This window comes from Nocardia sp. NPDC006982 (assembly GCF_042869435.1).
In the GTDB taxonomy this organism is placed as follows: domain Bacteria; phylum Actinomycetota; class Actinomycetes; order Mycobacteriales; family Mycobacteriaceae; genus Nocardia.
The window spans coordinates 247354-264187 of sequence record NZ_JBIAFV010000004.1; the positions used below are offsets into that span (position 1 = coordinate 247354).

The 16834-nt window shown below is 65.5% G+C and carries 16 protein-coding genes and 2 tRNA genes; 7 read left to right on the forward strand and 11 right to left on the reverse strand.

Translation table 11 applies throughout. The annotated features are described in order from the left end of the window. Positions 1-5: 5 nt before the first annotated feature. Genes ACFYOW_RS18140 through thiL form a run of 3 tightly spaced genes read right to left on the reverse strand, consistent with a single transcriptional unit; the run spans position 6 to position 2123 of the window. On the reverse strand, positions 6-272 hold the full coding sequence (locus tag ACFYOW_RS18140; RefSeq protein WP_040693471.1) for a hypothetical protein: 267 nt from the start codon (positions 270-272) through the stop codon (positions 6-8). A 43-nt stretch (positions 273-315) separates the two neighbouring features. Next, positions 316-999 (reverse strand): uracil-DNA glycosylase, encoded by a 684-nt coding sequence (locus tag ACFYOW_RS18145; RefSeq protein WP_387289234.1) that lies wholly within the window; start codon positions 997-999, stop codon positions 316-318. 11 nt (positions 1000-1010) lie between these two features. After that, on the reverse strand, positions 1011-2123 hold the full coding sequence (gene thiL / locus ACFYOW_RS18150; protein ID WP_387289236.1) for a thiamine-phosphate kinase: 1113 nt from the start codon (positions 2121-2123) through the stop codon (positions 1011-1013). Positions 2124-2295: 172 nt separating this feature from the next. On the opposite strand from thiL, the gene ACFYOW_RS18155 reads away from it, so the two are divergent. Continuing rightward, a complete protein-coding gene (locus ACFYOW_RS18155) occupies positions 2296-3324 on the forward strand; it encodes a DUF3515 family protein (protein ID WP_387289237.1) in 1029 nt (342 codons plus the stop codon). 78 nt (positions 3325-3402) lie between these two features. Here the strand turns inward: ACFYOW_RS18155 and ACFYOW_RS18160 are convergent, their stop codons facing one another. Continuing rightward, positions 3403-4500 (reverse strand): D-alanine--D-alanine ligase family protein, encoded by a 1098-nt coding sequence (locus ACFYOW_RS18160; protein WP_387289239.1) that lies wholly within the window; start codon positions 4498-4500, stop codon positions 3403-3405. 66 nt (positions 4501-4566) lie between these two features. Beyond that, on the reverse strand, positions 4567-5562 hold the full coding sequence (locus ACFYOW_RS18165; RefSeq protein ID WP_387289241.1) for an NAD(P)H-dependent glycerol-3-phosphate dehydrogenase: 996 nt from the start codon (positions 5560-5562) through the stop codon (positions 4567-4569). 43 nt (positions 5563-5605) lie between these two features. Between ACFYOW_RS18165 and cofC the strand changes: the two genes are divergently transcribed. The 3 genes from cofC to ACFYOW_RS18180 all read left to right on the forward strand — a co-directional run bounded on the left by cofC (position 5606) and on the right by ACFYOW_RS18180 (position 9670). Next, positions 5606-6304 carry a 2-phospho-L-lactate guanylyltransferase gene (gene cofC / locus ACFYOW_RS18170; protein ID WP_387289243.1) on the forward strand — a complete coding sequence of 233 codons (699 nt, stop codon included), beginning with the start codon at positions 5606-5608 and terminating at the stop codon, positions 6302-6304. Between the two features lie 161 nt (positions 6305-6465). After that, positions 6466-8625, forward strand: coding sequence for an RNA degradosome polyphosphate kinase (locus ACFYOW_RS18175; RefSeq protein ID WP_387289245.1), 2160 nt, complete (start codon positions 6466-6468; stop codon positions 8623-8625). Positions 8626-8725: 100 nt separating this feature from the next. Further along, entirely contained in the window at positions 8726-9670 is a 945-nt protein-coding gene (locus ACFYOW_RS18180; RefSeq protein ID WP_387290056.1) for an NUDIX domain-containing protein, read from the forward strand. 183 nt (positions 9671-9853) lie between these two features. On the opposite strand, the gene ACFYOW_RS18185 is transcribed toward ACFYOW_RS18180, so the two are convergent. The 3 genes from ACFYOW_RS18185 to leuC form a co-directional block, all read right to left on the reverse strand. Beyond that, positions 9854-10504 (reverse strand): HU family DNA-binding protein, encoded by a 651-nt coding sequence (locus tag ACFYOW_RS18185; protein WP_387289247.1) that lies wholly within the window; start codon positions 10502-10504, stop codon positions 9854-9856. Between the two features lie 156 nt (positions 10505-10660). Continuing rightward, a complete protein-coding gene (gene leuD, locus ACFYOW_RS18190; RefSeq protein WP_364389249.1) occupies positions 10661-11269 on the reverse strand; it encodes a 3-isopropylmalate dehydratase small subunit in 609 nt (202 codons plus the stop codon). Positions 11270-11351: 82 nt separating this feature from the next. After that, on the reverse strand, positions 11352-12773 hold the full coding sequence (gene leuC, locus ACFYOW_RS18195; protein WP_387289249.1) for a 3-isopropylmalate dehydratase large subunit: 1422 nt from the start codon (positions 12771-12773) through the stop codon (positions 11352-11354). 150 nt (positions 12774-12923) lie between these two features. On the opposite strand from leuC, the gene ACFYOW_RS18200 reads away from it, so the two are divergent. The 3 genes from ACFYOW_RS18200 to ACFYOW_RS18210 all read left to right on the forward strand — a co-directional run bounded on the left by ACFYOW_RS18200 (position 12924) and on the right by ACFYOW_RS18210 (position 14486). Further along, a complete protein-coding gene (locus ACFYOW_RS18200; RefSeq protein ID WP_387289251.1) occupies positions 12924-13625 on the forward strand; it encodes an IclR family transcriptional regulator in 702 nt (233 codons plus the stop codon). Positions 13626-13660: 35 nt separating this feature from the next. Next, positions 13661-14161: a PPOX class F420-dependent oxidoreductase gene (locus tag ACFYOW_RS18205; protein WP_327101194.1), complete on the forward strand. Its 501-nt coding sequence runs from the start codon at positions 13661-13663 to the stop codon at positions 14159-14161. Positions 14162-14291: 130 nt separating this feature from the next. Then, positions 14292-14486 carry a DUF5302 domain-containing protein gene (locus ACFYOW_RS18210; protein ID WP_387289252.1) on the forward strand — a complete coding sequence of 65 codons (195 nt, stop codon included), beginning with the start codon at positions 14292-14294 and terminating at the stop codon, positions 14484-14486. A gap of 436 nt (positions 14487-14922) precedes the next feature. Here the strand turns inward: ACFYOW_RS18210 and ACFYOW_RS18215 are convergent. From ACFYOW_RS18215 to gltX, 3 genes are all read right to left on the reverse strand, one after another. Next, a tRNA-Glu gene (locus ACFYOW_RS18215) sits at positions 14923-14995 on the reverse strand. Positions 14996-15149: 154 nt separating this feature from the next. Then, positions 15150-15221, reverse strand: a tRNA-Gln gene (locus tag ACFYOW_RS18220). Between the two features lie 134 nt (positions 15222-15355). After that, a complete protein-coding gene (gene gltX, locus ACFYOW_RS18225; RefSeq protein WP_387289254.1) occupies positions 15356-16828 on the reverse strand; it encodes a glutamate--tRNA ligase in 1473 nt (490 codons plus the stop codon). Positions 16829-16834 lie beyond the last annotated feature (6 nt).

Here is a 16834-nt window from a genome sequence, read left to right on the forward strand (position 1 = left end):
GGACCTCAGCAGTCCCACTTGCCCTGCGCGCTGATGGTGTTCTGCAGCAGGCACGCAACCTTGGCATTCACCGAGGACGAGATGGTCGAGGAGCCATTGGAGGTGAATTCCTCGCCGACCGGAGCGGCGGTCTTCGGCGCGGAGGTCTCCGTGGCGGGCTCGAGCGGCAACCCGGCCGCATTCGCCGCCGCACTGCCGCCGGCCAGGGCCGCGCACAGGGCCAGCGTGGCGGTGGTGCCGCGCAGTGCGCCGCGAACGGTCTTGTTCTGCATGTAATTGTGCTCCTCTACTGTGTTTTACCTCGACGCCCGGGATCTAGGGCAGGCGCCAGTCAACAGGTTCGGCACCCAATTCGTCGAGTAGTTCATTCACTCGTGAGAAGGGTCGCGAACCAAAAAAGCCGCGCGAGGCCGACAGTGGTGACGGGTGCACGGATTCGATATAGGGCACCTCGGCCGCGGTCAGTTGCGGTTTCAGTGTCTGCGCGTCACGACCCCACAGGATCGCGACCAGCGGTTCATCCCTGGCCACCAGCGCGCGAATCGCCTGATCGGTCACCGCTTCCCAGCCCTTGCCGCGGTGCGAGGCGGGCTGTCCCGGCGAAACCGTCAGGACTCGGTTCAGCAGCAGTACGCCCTGATCCGACCACGGGCTCAGGTCACCATTGGACGGTGTCTCGTGGCCGAGGTCTTTGCTGTATTCGGCGAAGATATTGGCGAGGCTGCGCGGCACCGGCGAAACATCCGGGGCGACAGAGAAACTCAGGCCCATCGGATGTCCGGGCGTCGGATACGGATCCTGGCCGACGACGAGCACGCGCACCGCATCGAACGGACGCTGGAAAGCGCGCAGCACATTCTCACCGGCAGGTAGATAACCGCGGCCCGCCGCATTCTCCGCGCGCAGGAATTCGCCCATCGCCGAGATCTGTTCGGCAACCGGTTCGAGAGCCTTCGCCCAACCCGGATCCATAATTTCCGTCAATGGTTTCGCGCCCATGACCGCACAACCTATCGTGGCTCGGGCTCGGATGCCGAGTCCACCCCGCTGAACGATTCCCAGCCCCCACTGCCCGGATACCGCACGCCGTCAACGGTGATGCCGTGACCTGCCAACACCCGCCCGATCGGCACCCAACCGGGCGGCAGCTCTCGGTGCGCGGGCCAGGTTCCGACGAACGCATGATCCTCGCCGCCGGTCAGAATCCATTGTGCCGCATCGGCATCCAGACGCCGCGCGATGGTCGCCAGAGCCGGATCGCGCAATGCCTTCGCGTGGATATCGATGGCTACGCCGGACGCCTCGGCGATATGGCCCAGATCCGCGAGCAATCCGTCCGAAATGTCGGTGAGTGCGGTGGGTGTCGCGGGCCATTCGGTGGGAGACCCGATGATGCCTTCCGATCCGAACTCCGTCGCGTTCTGAGGCGACACCCCGATGTGCTCCGAGCCGAGTACGCCTTCCGCAGGAGACGCTCCCGAGTTGTTCACTTCGGCAGCGGAATCGGCGACAACAGCGAGCACAGCCGAATAGGGCGGCTGTGGGACCCGATGGGCCGCAAGCACTTCGGCGAATAGTTCGTCTGCCGGATCGAATCCGGCGGTCAGCACCGCCAACCCGGCTGCGGACCAGCCGAGGCGACCGACCACCGCGACCGTATCCCCCACGCGTGCACCGGCTCTGGTGATCGGCGCGCGGCCGTCCAGATCGCCGAAAGCGGTGACCGAGATGACCAGCTGCGGGCTGCGCACCACATCGCCACCCGCGATGGAACCGCCCGCCCGGCGCGCCTCGGCCCACATCCCGTCCGTGAGCCCATCCACCAGCTCGAGCGGCGTATCAGCCGGGCAACCGAACGCCACCACGAATGCGGTCGGCACGGCACCCATCGCGACCACGTCGGCGGCATTCTGCGCGATGGCCTTGCGCCCGATATCGCGCGGATCGGACCAGTCGAGCCGGAAATGTCGATCCTGGATCAGCATGTCGGTGGTGACCACGAAACGGCCGTCCGGCGCGGCCACCAGGGCGGCGTCGTCACCGGGGCCGAGCAGCACGCCGGGCGCCTGCACCCGCCCCGAGTTGATCCGCTCGATCAGTGCGAACTCCCCCAGCTCACGCACTGTTCTCGGCCGTGTGCTGTCGCTGATGACCTGGTCCCTTCCCGGCGTCGTGCTGGCTGAAATCGCCCCGAGGGTACCCTTTCCAAGGCAATCGAGTACTACCAGGCCGGTGCGCGGCATCCATCCCCCAGGTGACCGGGCCCGCCGGCGCGAACAGGAAGGACCGGTGAGCATGGCGGCGGAATCGTCGGACCGCGATTCGTCGGAGGCGGAGTCGTCCAAGGCCGAGCTGCCGAAAGGGACGACCGATTCCGCGGCGGACAGCGCTGCGGCACAAACCACGTCCACCGTCGATCACAGCGGAGCCGAGAGCCCGTCCCCGGCGGCCGACGCCGAGCCCGCACCAGCCTCCGCCAGTGCCGACGATGCCGAACCCACCGAGCCCGCACCAGCCTCAACCGGTGCCGCCGAGGCCAAGACCGCTGGCACCCCAACAGCTTCAAACGGTGCCGCCGACACCGAACCCGCGGACTCCGTAGCAGCCCCAACCGTTACCGATGCTGTGCCCGCCACAGCTTCAACCGATGCCGCGAACGCCGAGCCCGCCGACTCCGCAACAGCCTCAACCGATGCCGCCGACACCGAACCCGCGGCCGCCAGTACCGCCGACGCCGAGCCCGCAGCCGCCGACAGCACCGAATCCGCCGACAAGCCGGCGACCGAATCCAGCGGCTACCCGCCCGCGCTGATCGCGACCGCGGTCGCACTCCCGGTCGTGCTGGTAGTCGCCGTTCTGGTCGCCGCGGTCCTTGCCCTACGCGCACCGACCGAACGCGAGCCGCTGGTCCTCGGTCCGGTTCCCGCACCCGCAGCAGATGGTCCGGCGTGCGCCGCGCTGCTGCCCGCATTGCCGGTCGATCTCGGCGACTACTCCAAATCCACGCTGGTGGAGCCGGCTCCCCCAGCGACTCGCGCCTGGCAGCGCACGGACGGCGGCGACGCCATCGTGCTGCGCTGCGGTTTGGAGCGACCGTTGGAGTTCAACCGCGCCTCGCCGCTACAGATCGTGAATGGCGTGCAGTGGTTCGAGGTCCGCGATGCGGCCGCCAAGGCGAGCACCTGGTTCGCCGTCGATCGCGCGACCTATATCGCGCTGACCGTCCCCGATGGCTCCGGACCGACTCCGCTGCAAGGAGTTTCGGACACGATTACCGCCAGCATACCGGCCCAGCCGATCGATCCCGGCCCGCTGCCGAACTGACGTCGCACGCCGGGTCGTTTCGCCACACCAGCTCTACTTGCGACACCGACTGCGCGGTCCTGACCAAAAGAGGGTCGCTCACCGCAACCCGGTACCCCGTGCGAGCGCCGTTTCGATCAGCGTGGAAACCAGTGCCCGGTAGTCGATTCCGGTCGCCTCCCACATCCGCGGATACATGGAGATCGAGGTGAAGCCGGGCATCGTATTGATCTCATTGATCACCGGCCCCTCCGCCGTGACGAAGAAGTCCACCCGCGCCAACCCTTGGCAGTCGAGCGCTTTGAACGCCCGCACCGCGAGTTCCCTGACGCTGTCGGACACTTCGTCGTCCAGTTTCGCCGGAACATCGAATTCGCAAACATCGTCGAGGTATTTGGTGTGGAAGTCGTAGAACTCCGGTGCTGCGGCATCGGCGTCGGGCATCCGAATCTCGGCGACCACACTGGCCTCGACCCGCCCGTCCGGAAATTCCAGCACGCCACATTCGACTTCGCGTCCGACAATGCCCGCCTCCACGATCACCTTCGGATCGTGTTCGCGCGCCGTCGCGATCGCCGCGTCCAACTCGCTCCAGTCGGTGACCTTGGTGATGCCGATAGAGGAACCACCGCGAGCCGGTTTGACGAATACCGGCAGGCCCAGCAGCGCACGTTCGTCCGCATCGAGCGTGTTGGTCCCGCGCCGCAGCACCAGCTGCCGCCCGATCGGTAGCCCCTCCGCGGCGAGCAGTTTCTTGGTGAATTCCTTATCCATGCCAGCGGCGCTGGCCAGTACGCCCGGCCCGACATACGGCACCCCGGCCAATTCGAGCATGCCCTGCAGCGTGCCGTCCTCACCGAACGGACCATGCAGAATCGGGAACACCACATCCACCGAACCGAGTGCCGCAGTCGGATCATCGAGCGCGACCAACGAGCCGGACCGGCTCGGATCGGCGGCCAGCGTGAGCGCGGTGCCGCTGCTGTCCACAGCGGGCAGCGCATTGTCCTTGAATCCGAGCGAGGCCACCTCGGAACCGCCGAGCACCCAGGCGCCGTCGAGGGTGATGCCGATGGGCACTGCCTCGTACTTTTCCGGATCGAGGTTGCGCAGCACGCTGCCGGCCGACACACACGAGACGGCGTGCTCGTTACTGCGCCCGCCGAACACCACAGCAACCCTGATCCGGTTCGTCATGCACGGAACCGTACCCGTTATGGGTGCTGAACCAACCTCGTGCCCGTGCGGCTATAGCGTTCGCCCCTATTCCGGTTTGATCCGCCGACCCAGCAAATTGTCGACCGCCTCGCGCACCGAAACGCCCTCATGACATACCTGGTGCACCCCCGTGGTCAGCGGCATCTCGACATTGTGCGCCGCGGCCAGCGCCCGTACCGATGTGCACGACTTCACACCCTCGGCGACCTGACCATGGGTGGCCTCCTGGGCCGCCTCCATGGACCCGCCCGCCCCGAGCACATGCCCGAACGACCGGTTGCGCGACAGCGGCGAGGTACAGGTGGCGACCAGATCGCCGACACCGGCCAGTCCGGCCAAGGTGACCGGCTCCGCGCCGAGTGCGACCCCGAGCCGGATGATCTCGGCCAGCCCGCGGGTGATAAGGCTGGCAATCGAGTTGTCGCCCAATCCCATTCCCGAGGCGATGCCGCAGGCGAGCGCGATGACGTTCTTGCACGCACCACCGATCTCGCAGCCGATCACATCGGTATTGGTGTAGGGCCGGAAGTAGCCGTTCGCGCAGACCCGCTGCAGTGCGACGGCCCGCGCGGCATCGGTGCAGGCGATCACGGTGGCCGCGGGTTGCTCGGCGGCGATCTCCTTGGCCAGATTCGGACCGGACAGCACCGCGATCCGGCTCTCGTCGGCACCGGTGACTTCACCGATGACCTGACTCATCCGCAGCAGCGTGCCGGTCTCGATGCCCTTGGCCAGGCTCAGCAGCGCGGCATCCGGCCCGATCGAGTCCCGCCACGTCTCGAGATTCGCGCGCAAGGATTGGGACGGAACCGCGAGCACCACGATGTCGGCGTCTTCGAGCGCCTCGGCGTGGTCGTGGGTGGCTCTCACGCTGGGTAGTTGCACATCGGGCAGATAGAACGGATTGCGATGTTCCGTGGCCAGGGCCTTGGCCACCTCGGGCCGCCTGGCCCAGATCGTGACGTCGGTTCCCGCGTCCGCCAACACCTTCGCGAACGCGGTCCCCCATGATCCCGCGCCCAGCACCGCCGCCCTCGTCATCTGCCCAATATGCCACGGAACCACTCATGGAAGGATTAGCAGCATGCGTCCGCATGCGTTGCACGCCGTGATCGCGGTGAAGAGCCTCGATCGGGCCAAGAGCCGTCTGGCCGATCGGTTGCGCCCGGAACACCGGGCCCGGCTGGTGCTCGCCATGCTCGCCGACACCGTGTCCGCCGCTGTCGCGGTTCCGCAGATCGCATCGGTCACCGTGGTGACCCCGGACCCGGTCGTCGCCGAGGTGGCTCGCACGCTCGGCGCGGTCGTGCATCCCGAACCCCGCCGCGAGGCGATCGACGCGACCGATCCGGACGGCCTGAACACCGCGCTCAGCGACGCGGCCACCGCATTGCGACACCGGCACGGTCCGATCGAGCTGCTGGCCCTGCAGGCGGATCTGCCCGCCTTGCGCCCCGACGAACTCTCGGACATGCTGACCACCGCGCCGGCCGGAGTCCGCTCGGTCATCGTCGACCACGCCGGCAGCGGCACGTCCGCGTTATTGGTCCGCGATACCGTTGCCCCGCTGGATCCGCGCTTCGGTCCGGGCTCGGCGCGTCGACACATCGACGCGGGTGCGGTCGACCTGCACGGTGACTGGCCCGGATTGCGGCTCGACGTCGATACCGCCGAGGATCTGGACCGCGCCGTCGAACTCGGCGCGGGCGATTCCACAGGTGCTGTCCTGCACGACATCGGTTGGCCGATTCGGGTTCACGAGCAGGTACGCCGGGTGTGCTAGCCGGTCGCCACATCCGGCGTGATACGCACGGCAATGATGGCGTCGGGCTGCACACGGCCCGGTTTGTAGGGGATGATCGTTGGCGTGAGTGAGCGAAGCAAGCTATTCCGGAACCAGCGTGCGTCGCGCATGTCGGTGCCGCGTGCCAGCGAGGCGCGGGCATGAGCGATATCGAAACCGTCAAACAACAGGTGCTGCCGACCGCACTGCCCGCCGCGACACCGCCTGTCGAGGATGGCGGTCCCCAGCGGTTGCCACGTGATCGCTACCTGAACCGCGAACTCAGTTGGCTCGACTTCAACACCCGAGTTCTCGCACTTGCCGAGGACGCATCGCTGCCATTGTTGGAGCGCGCGAAATTCCTTGCGATCTTCGCCTCCAATCTGGACGAGTTCTATATGGTCCGCGTCGCCGGCCTCAAACGCCGTGCGGAGACCGGACTTTCGGTGCGTTCGGCCGACGGCCGTTCGCCCACCGAACAATTGGAACTGATCGCGGCGCGCGCCCAGGAGATCGCCGACCGGCACGCCCGCGTCTTCCTCGACTCGGTACTGCCCGCGCTGACCGCCGAGGGCATTGCCGTCATCGTCTGGTCCGATCTGGATGACGATGAGCGCCAACGCCTCTCGGGCTACTTCCAGGATCAGGTTTTTCCGGTACTCACCCCGCTCGCGGTGGATCCGGCGCACCCGTTCCCCTACATCAGCGGCCTGAGTCTCAACCTCGCGGTGACGGTGAAGGATGCCTCCACCGGCGGCGAACATTTCGCCCGCGTCAAGGTGCCCGACAACGTCGATCGCTTCGTTCGGGTGCGGCGCACCGACTCCGGCTCCCCGGTCGCGGCCTTCCTGCCGATGGAAGAACTGATCGCCGCGCACCTCGATCTGCTGTTCCCGGGTATGAAGGTCGTCGAACACCACTCGTTCCGGATCACCCGCAATGCCGATTTCGAGGTCGATGAGGATCGCGACGAGGATCTGCTGCAGGCGTTGGAGCGAGAACTCGCTCGCCGCCGCTTCGGGTCGCCGGTTCGACTAGAGGTCTCCGACGATATGACCGAGCACATGCTCGATCTGCTGCTGCGTGAGCTCGAGGTCGATCCCGGCGATGTGATCCAGGTGCCGGGCCTACTGGACCTGTCCTGCCTGTGGCAGGTGTACGGCGTGGACCGGCCCAATCTCAAGGACGCGCCGTATGTGCCCGCGACGCCGCCCGCATTCGGCGAGCGCGAAACCCCGCGCAACGTCTTCCAGGCGCTGCGCGAGGGCGATGTGCTGGTGCACCACCCCTACGACTCGTTCTCCACCAGCGTGCAGCGCTTCATCGAACAGGCCGCCGCCGACCCGCAGGTGCTCGCGATCAAACAGACCCTGTACCGCACCTCCGGTGACTCCCCGATCGTGAACGCGCTCATCGACGCGGCCGAGGCGGGTAAACAGGTGGTCGCGCTGGTCGAGATCAAGGCCCGCTTCGACGAACAGGCCAACATCAAATGGGCCCGGGCGCTGGAACAGGCGGGCGTGCATGTCGTCTACGGCCTCATCGGCCTCAAGACGCACTGCAAGACCTGCCTGGTGGTGCGTCGCGAGGGTTCGACCATCCGCCGCTACTGCCATATCGGCACCGGCAACTACAACCCGAAGACCGCGCGCCTCTACGAGGACGTCGGGTTGCTCACTGCCGCACCGGAAATCGGCGCCGATCTGACCGATCTGTTCAATTCGCTGACCGGTTACTCGCGAAAGGCCAACTACCGCAACCTGCTTGTCGCACCGCAGGGTGTGCGCGCCGGAATCATCGAGCGGATCCAGCGCGAGATCGAGCTGGCACGCCAGGGGTTCCCGGCGCGAATCCGGATAAAGGCCAATGCAATTGTCGACGAGCAAGTCATCGACGCGCTCTACCGAGCTTCTCAGGCCGGTATAACGGTGCAGATCGTAGTGCGCGGCATCTGCGGTCTGCGACCCGGTGTCGAGGGGATGAGCGAGAACATCGAGGTGCGCTCGATTCTCGGTCGCTTCCTGGAGCATTCGCGAATTCTGCACTTCCAGGCCCAGGACCAATACTGGATCGGCAGCGCCGACATGATGCACCGGAATCTGGACCGGCGCGTGGAAGTCATGGCGCAGGTGAAGGATCCGAGGCTGTGCGAGCAGCTGGGCTCGGTCTTCGACTCGGCGCTGTATCCGACCACGCGCTGCTGGGTACTCCAAGCCGACGGCAGCTGGCACGCCTCCCCCGACGGCGCCGATAGCAACGGGGTCGAGGTGCGCGACCACCAGCAATTCATGATGCGAGTGCGGAGACCGGATCAGCCGTGAACGAGCGGCAGCGAGTGAACCATCAATACAGCGCGCAATCGCACATGACGGAGCCGAGCACCATCGAGGCGCAGTCGTGAGTGGTACGACGGGATACGAGATGGACGGCGGGCCGTTCTGGGATCCTCGGGTAACAGCCAACATTCACGCTGCGGGCGCGGTGTTGTGGCGTAGAACGTCCGCTGAATCCGGCGCCATCGAGGTCGCCGTGGTGCACCGCCCCAAGTATCAGGATTGGTCGCTGCCGAAAGGCAAGCTCGATCCGGGCGAGACACCGGTGATCGCCGCCGTGCGCGAGGTCGGCGAGGAAACCGGCCTCGGCTGCCGCCTCGGCCGCTACCTCGGGCATGTCACATATCCGATTCCCGGACATCGGAAACTCAAGCGGGTGGACTATTGGGCCGCCGAGGTTTCCGGCGGTGAATTCAGCGCCAATTCCGAGGTCGATGCGCTGTCCTGGTACACCTTGGACCGGGTGATGGACCAATTGTCGTATCCGATGGACCGGCAGGTGATGCGCGCCTTCACCCGCCTGCCCGCCGCCACCAGCACGCTGGTTGTGGTGCGGCACGCCAAGGCGGGCAGCAGGGACCGATTCGACGGTCCGGACGAACAGCGCCCGCTGGAGCGAGCCGGTCGGGCCCAAGCCGATGCGTTGGTCCCGAATCTGCTGGCATTCGGTGCGTCCGAGATCTTTTCGGCCGATCCGCTGCGCTGCGTCCAGACGATGGAACCGCTAGCGGAGAAACTCGGCACGACCATCGGCATCGAACCGGATTTTTCCGAAACCGCTTATGCCGCAGCGCCGGACAAGGCTCGACAACGCGCCCTATCACTCGTGTCGGATCGCGCGGTGCGCGTTCTGTGCAGTCAGGGCAAGGTAATTCCCGATCTGCTGCAGTGGTGGGCCGATCGGGACGGCATCACACTGCCGTCCGCGCGCAACCGCAAGGGCAGTGTGTGGGTGCTGTCGTTGGTCTCGGGTCGACTGGTCGCCGCCGACCACCTCGACCGGTCACTCTCGGCCGCCATCGTCAAGTCCTGACGCCGCAGACGAGTCCTGACGTCTCGAGGGGACCACAACCGTCATACGGTCGCTTCTCGACACCAAGTCCCGACGCAGACAGCCGAAACGGCCCCGAGGCGAACCTCGGGGCCGTTTCGAGTCGGTTTGCCGGTAATTCAGCCTAGCGGAGCCGAATCACCCGGCGGCAGTGCACCTTCAGCGTCAGCGCGCGCGACGTGCCGGAGCCTTCTTGGCCGCGGTCTTCTTCGCGGGCGCCTTCTTCGCGACCGTCTTCTTGGCGGCGGCGGTGGTCTTCTTGGCCGCCGTCGTCGCCTTCTTGGCCGCCGTCGTCGCCTTCTTGGCGACCGTCTTCTTAGCGGGTGCTTTCTTAGCAGCCGTCTTGGTGGCAGTTGCCTTGCGCGCCGTCGTCTTTGCCGGGGCCTTCTTGGCAGCCGTCTTCTTCGCGGGCGCCTTGGTGGCGGTCGTCTTCTTGGCGGCGGTCTTCTTGGCCGCCGTCTTCTTCGCGGCCGCCTTCTTGGCTGCCACCGGTGCATTCGCGCCGCGCTTTACCGCAGGGCCGCTCGCGGTCAGCTTCTGCTTACCCGCAATGACGGCTTTGAACTGCGCGCCCGGACGGAACGCCGGCACCGAAGTGGGCTTCACCTTCACGGTTTCGCCGGTACGCGGGTTCCGCGCGACACGAGCCGCACGCTTACGCTGTTCGAACACACCGAATCCGGTGATTGTGACGCTCTGACCCTTGTGCACCGCGCGCACGATGGTGTCGACCACATGCTCGACTGCCGCGGTGGCCGTGCGCCTGTCCGTACCCAACTTTTCGGTCAGAACGTCGATCAGTTCCGCCTTGTTCATTGAATCCTCCGCAGACTAATGGCCCGTCGTCGGACCGACTAGGTACCACGGTAAACCCACTTTGGGCAAGAGTCTATGTGCCACGCCAAAATTCATGTGGTTTAGCACACGTCCAGCTACCGCCCCAAGGCGAACTCAGCTATCGCTACCGGGTGATTACGCCTGCGAAATATGCGCCGGAAGGGTTGTGGGTTTCCAACTTGGCCTTGCCTTTTCGAACTCGCCGATGACGTCACTACGCCGCAGTGTCAGCCCGATGTCGTCCAATCCTTCGAGCAGACGCCACCGCGTGTAGTCATCAATATCGAACGGCAACACGACGGTTCCGGCCGTCACCGTGCGCGCCTCGAGGTCTACTACCAATTCGAGACCCGGCTGTTCCTCGAGCAACTTCCAGAGCATTTCGACATCGTTCTGTGACATCTGCGCGGCCAACAGTCCGCCCTTGCCCGCATTGCCGCGGAAGATGTCGGCGAAGCGTGCCGAGATGACGACGCGAAAGCCGTAGTCCGACAGCGCCCAAACCGCGTGTTCGCGCGAGGATCCGGTACCGAAGTCCGGGCCGGCCACCAGCACACTGCCCCGGTTATAGGGTTCGGTGTTCAGAATGAAGTCCGGATCCGATCGCCATGCTGCGAACAGTCCGTCCTCGAATCCCGTTCGCGTCACCCGCTTCAGGTACACGGCCGGAATGATCTGATCGGTGTCGACATTGGATCGGCGCAGCGGCACTCCGATCCCCTTGTGCACGGTGAAGGCTTCCATTTGCTGATTCTCCTGGGTCATTAGACGATTTGGGCGGGCAACAGAACGAATCGGCGCGGACACAACGTCGTCCGCGCGCCGTTCAGTCCAGATCCGCAGGCGAGGACAGGGTGCCGCGGACCGCCGTTGCGGCCGCTACGAGCGGGGAAACCAGGTGTGTACGGCCACCTTTGCCCTGCCGACCCTCGAAGTTACGGTTCGAAGTCGAAGCACAGCGCTGACCCGGTGCGAGCTGATCGGGATTCATTCCCAAGCACATCGAGCAGCCCGCCTGACGCCATTCGGCGCCCGCCGCAGTGAAAATCTCGCCCAGTCCTTCTTTTTCCGCCTGGGCACGCACCCGCATAGATCCCGGTACAACCAGCATTCGCACCCCGTCGGCGACGCGGCGCCCCTTCAAAATCCCGGCCACCGCACGCAAATCCTCGATGCGCCCGTTGGTGCACGAACCGACGAATACGGCGTCGACCGATACATCACGAAGTGGAGTACCCGGCTCCAAATCCATGTATCGCAAAGCTTTCACCGCGGACTCACGTGCCGTCTCGTCGGAAATCTGCGCGGGATCGGGCACCTGCTCGCCCAGCGGCGCACCCTGTCCCGGGTTGGTACCCCAGGTGACGAACGGACTCAGCGCGGCGGCATCGATGTGCACCTCGGCGTCGAAAACGGCGCCCTCATCGGTCTTCAGCGCCTCCCAGGCGGCCACTGCGGCATCCCAGTCGGCTCCCTGCGGCGCGTGCGGGCGTCCTTTGAGGAATTCATAGGTGGTTTCGTCAGGAGCGATCATGCCCGCCCGCGCGCCCGCCTCGATCGACATGTTGCAGATCGTCATTCGCGCCTCCATCGACATGGCGCGAATGGCCTCACCGCGATACTCGAGCACATAGCCCTGACCACCGCCGGTACCGATCTGGGCGATGACGGCCAGAATCAGGTCCTTACTCGTGACACCGGGCGGCAATTGGCCGTCGACGGTGATCGCCATGGTCTTGAACGGGCGCAGCGAGAGCGTCTGCGTGGCAAGGACGTGCTCGACCTCACTGGTGCCGATGCCCATGGCCAGCGCGCCGAATGCGCCGTGGGTGGAGGTGTGGCTATCGCCGCACACCACCGTCATCCCCGGCTGGGTCAAACCCAATTGCGGCCCGACGACGTGCACGATGCCCTGATCCAGGTCCCCCATCGGATGCAGGCGCACACCGAATTCCGTGCAATTGTGGCGCAGCGTCTCGACCTGGGTGCGCGAAATGGGGTCGGCGATCGGCTTATCGATATCGATCGTCGGGACGTTGTGGTCCTCGGTCGCGATGGTGAGATCGGGACGGCGCACCGGACGGCCCGCAGCGCGGAGTCCGTCGAAGGCCTGCGGGCTGGTCACCTCGTGCACGAGGTGCAGATCGATGTAGATCAGATCGGGCTCCCGCGAGGCGCCCTCGCCCGCTCCGCGGGCGACGACATGCTGCTCCCACACCTTCTCGGCCAGTGTGCGGCGCTCGGCCATTCTCGATCACCTTTCCGACGAGCAACCGAGGTACGCGATCCGGGCTGAGGAGCGCTCACGGCTGCACAAGTTTTTTGGCTGTTCCGACGCGTCCGGAGCGAGCAGACCGTTAAGTGGCTTTCTCAGTATCCGAGACGCTAATATCGTTCTATGAGACAGCATAGCGGTATCGGCGTCCTCGACAAAGCGGTGTCAGTGTTATATGCCGTCGCGGAGCACCCATGCGGTCTCAACGAACTGTGCACCCGCACCGGCCTGCCCCGGGCCACCGCCCATCGCCTGGCCGTCGGGCTAGAGGTACACCGGCTGCTCGCCCGCGACAACAACGGTCTGTGGCGGCCCGGACCAGCCCTCGCCGAGCTCGCCGCAGGGGCCAGCGATCCACTGCACGAGGCCGCCGCGGCCATTCTCCCGCGCTTGCGCGAGATCACCGGCGAGAGCGTCCAGATCTACTGCCGAGACGGCAATGCGCGGGTCTGCATCGCCGCCCTGGAACCGCCTGTCGGCCTGCGCGACACCGTGCCGATCGGGGCACGCCTGCCGCTCACCGCCGGTTCGGCGGCGAAGGTGCTGGTCGCCTGGGCGGATCCGGAACTGCAGCGCATCATCCTCGCCGATGCGGTATTCGGTGAGCGGGCGCTGGCCGAGGTCCGCAAGCGTGGCTGGGCGCAGAGCGCCGCGGAGCGGGCCAGCGGTGTGGCCAGCGTCTCCGCACCCGTGCGCGACGCCGCGGGGCACGTCATCGCGGCGGTCTCGGTGTCGGGGCCGATCGATCGCATGGGGCGCAGGCCGGGCGCCCGCTGGGCGGCCGACCTGGTCGCCGCCGCGGACGCACTCAACAAGAGGCTGTAACACGTTCTAGTTTTAAAGCTCTAAAGTTGGTGCGCATGGGAGTAAACCAACGGGCACAGATCGTCATGTCCGATGCCGAGATTTCCGAATTCTTGCAGCGCAGCCGCATCGCGACGCTGGCCACCATCGGCCCGAACGGTGCGCCGCACCTGACCGCGATGTGGTACGCGCTCATCGACGGCGAGATCTGGTTCGAGACCAAGGCCAAGTCGCAAAAGGCAGTGAACCTGGGCCGCGACCCTCGCGTGACCTGCATGGTCGAGGCAGGCCAGACCTACGACCAGTTGCGCGGCGTCTCGATCGAAGGCCACGCAGAGATCATCGATGATCCGGACAAGCTCTTCGCCGTCGGCGTGAGCGTCTGGGAGCGCTACACCGGCCCCTACAGCGAAGAAGTCCGCCCGCTCGTCGAGCAGATGCTCAACAAGCGCATAGCGGTCCGCGTAGTCCCGGATCGCCTCCGCAGTTGGGACCACCGCAAACTCGGCCTTCCCCAACTCCCCCTCGGCGGCACCACCGCCCAACCCCTCGACTGATCGCGCCACGCGGGCAAAATCCGCCTGACACGCCGGATGCGGCACAGTAGCGTCAACCCTGATCGACCCGAATCGGCAGCGCGGCGACGCCTCGTGGCGCGCCACCCGGCCGCGACGACGAGGAGCAGACATGGCGGAAGCAGATAGGTCCAACGGCGAGGCGGCACCGAGCACCGAAGACGTCAAACGCAAGTTCAAGGAAGCCCTGGAGCGCAAAAACCAGCACCACGCCAAGTCGAACGACCACCTCGACGGCCGCTCCAAGGCAACCTCCCCCCACGGCAACGCCAGCCACAAGCGAGAGTTCCGCCGCAAGAGCGGATAGGCCCACACCACCAAGGCCCTCCAGCGAACCGCTGGAGGGCCTTTTGGCACCCCGAAACTCGCCACCAATTCGGCCAACTCCGGTAATCCAGCCACTCGGGTGACTGGGTGCACCCTGCATGGAGCATCGACCGCATGCCCGCACCCGCAACCACGGCAACGCCTGCCAGATCCCGGCGCGGCCCGCACACCGCTTCGCGTGAGCGCGGATGGCCAAATAGTGACATGCCACGACAAAGTGCCCAGCACCACCAAGGAAACAGCGCACCCACGCCCAACGGCACCCTGACCTGCTGTTCCGGGGCGAAGCCCCCGGCCGGACTCAGGGGTCCGGGGCGAAGGCCCCCGGGTGGGGTGTGGGGGTTTCACCCCCACAAGACAATGCGGAAAACGAGAAAGGCTCACGCTCTGTGTGAGCATGAGCCTTGCACTCGTCGTAGCCCCGACGGGATTCGAACCCGCGCTACCGCCTTGAGAGGGCGGCGTCCTAGGCCGCTAGACGACGGGGCCAGGACTCGATCTCCCGCATTTCAGCGGGTGATCTTTCCGGTTGATCTTTCGATCAGTGGAAGCTCGGTTAGCTTAGCCGACCGAAGCTCGGCGACCAAATCGCCGGATGCTGAACAACTTTCGGTCGCGCGCCGAGAGAAGAACAACATTTCCGCTGGGGTACCAGGACTCGAACCTAGAATGGCTGAACCAGAATCAGCTGTGTTGCCAATTACACCATACCCCAATGACCAGGACGTTCGACCTCGTGTCCGGCTGACCCGAGGCCCTGTTCCGAGCCGAGAAGTAGAGTACCAAACCGCATACGGTCTACTACAAATCGGCTGGTCAACGCCCTGTTTTTCGGTCAAGGGCGGATTTTCAGGCCGGTGCCGTCCAGTCCCGCGCCGAGCGCAGCCGAGCCAGGCTCGTCTCGCGGCCGAGCAGCTCCAGCGATTCGTACAGCGGCGGGCTGATATGCGAACCCGTCACTGCCGCTCGCACTGGTGCGAACGCCTTGCGCGGTTTGAGCCCCAGATCATCGATGAGCGCGGTTTTGAGCGCATCCTCGATAGCGGGGGTGGTCCAGGCCGTCAGCGGCTCCAGCGCGGCAATGGCGGCGTCCAATACCGGGATGGCTTCGGAACCGAGGTTCTTCGACCCCGCCGCCGGATCAATCGCGAACTCTTCCGCGGGCGCGAACAAGAAACGCAGCAGATCCCACGCGTCGGACAACACCACGATCCGGGTTTGCACAAGTTCGGCGGCCGCGGCGAACAACTTGTCGTCGATGTCGGCGCCGATGTGGCCGTGTGCAGTGAGGAACTCACGCAAGCGGTGCGTGAAATCACCCGGCTCCAGCAATCGGATGTGTTCGGCGTTGAGCGCGTCTGCCTTCTTCTGATCGAAACGGGCCGGATTCGAATTCACTTTCGAGATATCGAAGGCCGCCACCATCTCGGCCATCGAGAAAACATCGCGATCATCCGCGATGCCCCAGCCGAGTAGCGCCAGATAATTCAGCAAACCCTCCGGGATGAATCCCCTATCCCGATGGACGAACAGATTCGACTCCGGATCGCGCTTGGACAACTTCTTGTTGCCCTGCCCCATCACGAACGGCAGATGACCGAACTCCGGAGTGAACTCCGCGACACCGATCCGGCGCATAGCCGCATAGAGCGCGATTTGACGCGGAGTGGACGAGAGAATGTCCTCGCCGCGCAACACATGGGTGATCTTCATCAATGCGTCGTCGACCGGGTTAACCAGCGTATAGAGCGGATCGCCATTACCGCGAGTGAGTGCGAAATCGGGCACGGTACCCGCTTTGAAGGTGGTTTCGCCGCGCACGAGATCGCGCCAGGTGATGTCTTCGTCGGGCATTCGGAGCCGGATTACCGCCGGGCGTCCGGCGGCCCGATGGGCCGCGATCTCCTCGGGGGTGAGATGGCGATCGTAGTTGTCGTAGCCGAGTTTCGGATCGCGGCCCGCGGCCCGATGGCGCTCCTCGACTTCCTCGGCGGTGGAGAAGGATTCGTACGCTTCACCGGCCGCCAGCAAATTCCGCACGACTTCCATATGCAGCTCGCGTCGCTGCGATTGCCGATAGGGCGCATAGGGCCCGCCGACCTCCGGCCCCTCGTCCCAGGTGAGGCCGAGCCAACGCAGTGCGTCCAGGATCGCGCCGTATGATTCTTCGGAATCGCGTGCGGCATCGGTATCTTCGATGCGGAAGACGAACTTGCCGCCGGTGTGGCGGGCGTACGCCCAATTGAACAGTGCCGTCCGGACCAGGCCGACATGCGGCGTTCCGGTCGGTGACGGGCAGAAGCGGACCCGTACTTCAGTCATGGCTCT

What these genes read in the sequence shown, in the direction of transcription:
- ACFYOW_RS18140 (WP_040693471.1), bottom strand. Translation starts at nt 272, where the DNA reads ATGCAGAACAAGACCGTTCGCGGCGCACTGCGCGGCACCACCGCCACG.
- ACFYOW_RS18145 (WP_387289234.1), bottom strand. Translation starts at nt 999, where the DNA reads ATGGGCGCGAAACCATTGACGGAAATTATGGATCCGGGTTGGGCGAAG.
- ACFYOW_RS18155 (WP_387289237.1), top strand. Translation starts at nt 2,296, where the DNA reads ATGGCGGCGGAATCGTCGGACCGCGATTCGTCGGAGGCGGAGTCGTCC.
- ACFYOW_RS18160 (WP_387289239.1), bottom strand. Translation starts at nt 4,500, where the DNA reads ATGACGAACCGGATCAGGGTTGCTGTGGTGTTCGGCGGGCGCAGTAAC.
- ACFYOW_RS18165 (WP_387289241.1), bottom strand. Translation starts at nt 5,562, where the DNA reads ATGACGAGGGCGGCGGTGCTGGGCGCGGGATCATGGGGGACCGCGTTC.
- cofC (WP_387289243.1), top strand. Translation starts at nt 5,606, where the DNA reads ATGCGTCCGCATGCGTTGCACGCCGTGATCGCGGTGAAGAGCCTCGAT.
- ACFYOW_RS18175 (WP_387289245.1), top strand. Translation starts at nt 6,466, where the DNA reads ATGAGCGATATCGAAACCGTCAAACAACAGGTGCTGCCGACCGCACTG.
- ACFYOW_RS18180 (WP_387290056.1), top strand. Translation starts at nt 8,726, where the DNA reads ATGGACGGCGGGCCGTTCTGGGATCCTCGGGTAACAGCCAACATTCAC.
- ACFYOW_RS18185 (WP_387289247.1), bottom strand. Translation starts at nt 10,504, where the DNA reads ATGAACAAGGCGGAACTGATCGACGTTCTGACCGAAAAGTTGGGTACG.
- leuD (WP_364389249.1), bottom strand. Translation starts at nt 11,269, where the DNA reads ATGGAAGCCTTCACCGTGCACAAGGGGATCGGAGTGCCGCTGCGCCGA.
- leuC (WP_387289249.1), bottom strand. Translation starts at nt 12,773, where the DNA reads ATGGCCGAGCGCCGCACACTGGCCGAGAAGGTGTGGGAGCAGCATGTC.
- ACFYOW_RS18200 (WP_387289251.1), top strand. Translation starts at nt 12,924, where the DNA reads ATGAGACAGCATAGCGGTATCGGCGTCCTCGACAAAGCGGTGTCAGTG.
- ACFYOW_RS18205 (WP_327101194.1), top strand. Translation starts at nt 13,661, where the DNA reads ATGGGAGTAAACCAACGGGCACAGATCGTCATGTCCGATGCCGAGATT.
- ACFYOW_RS18210 (WP_387289252.1), top strand. Translation starts at nt 14,292, where the DNA reads ATGGCGGAAGCAGATAGGTCCAACGGCGAGGCGGCACCGAGCACCGAA.
- gltX (WP_387289254.1), bottom strand. Translation starts at nt 16,828, where the DNA reads ATGACTGAAGTACGGGTCCGCTTCTGCCCGTCACCGACCGGAACGCCG.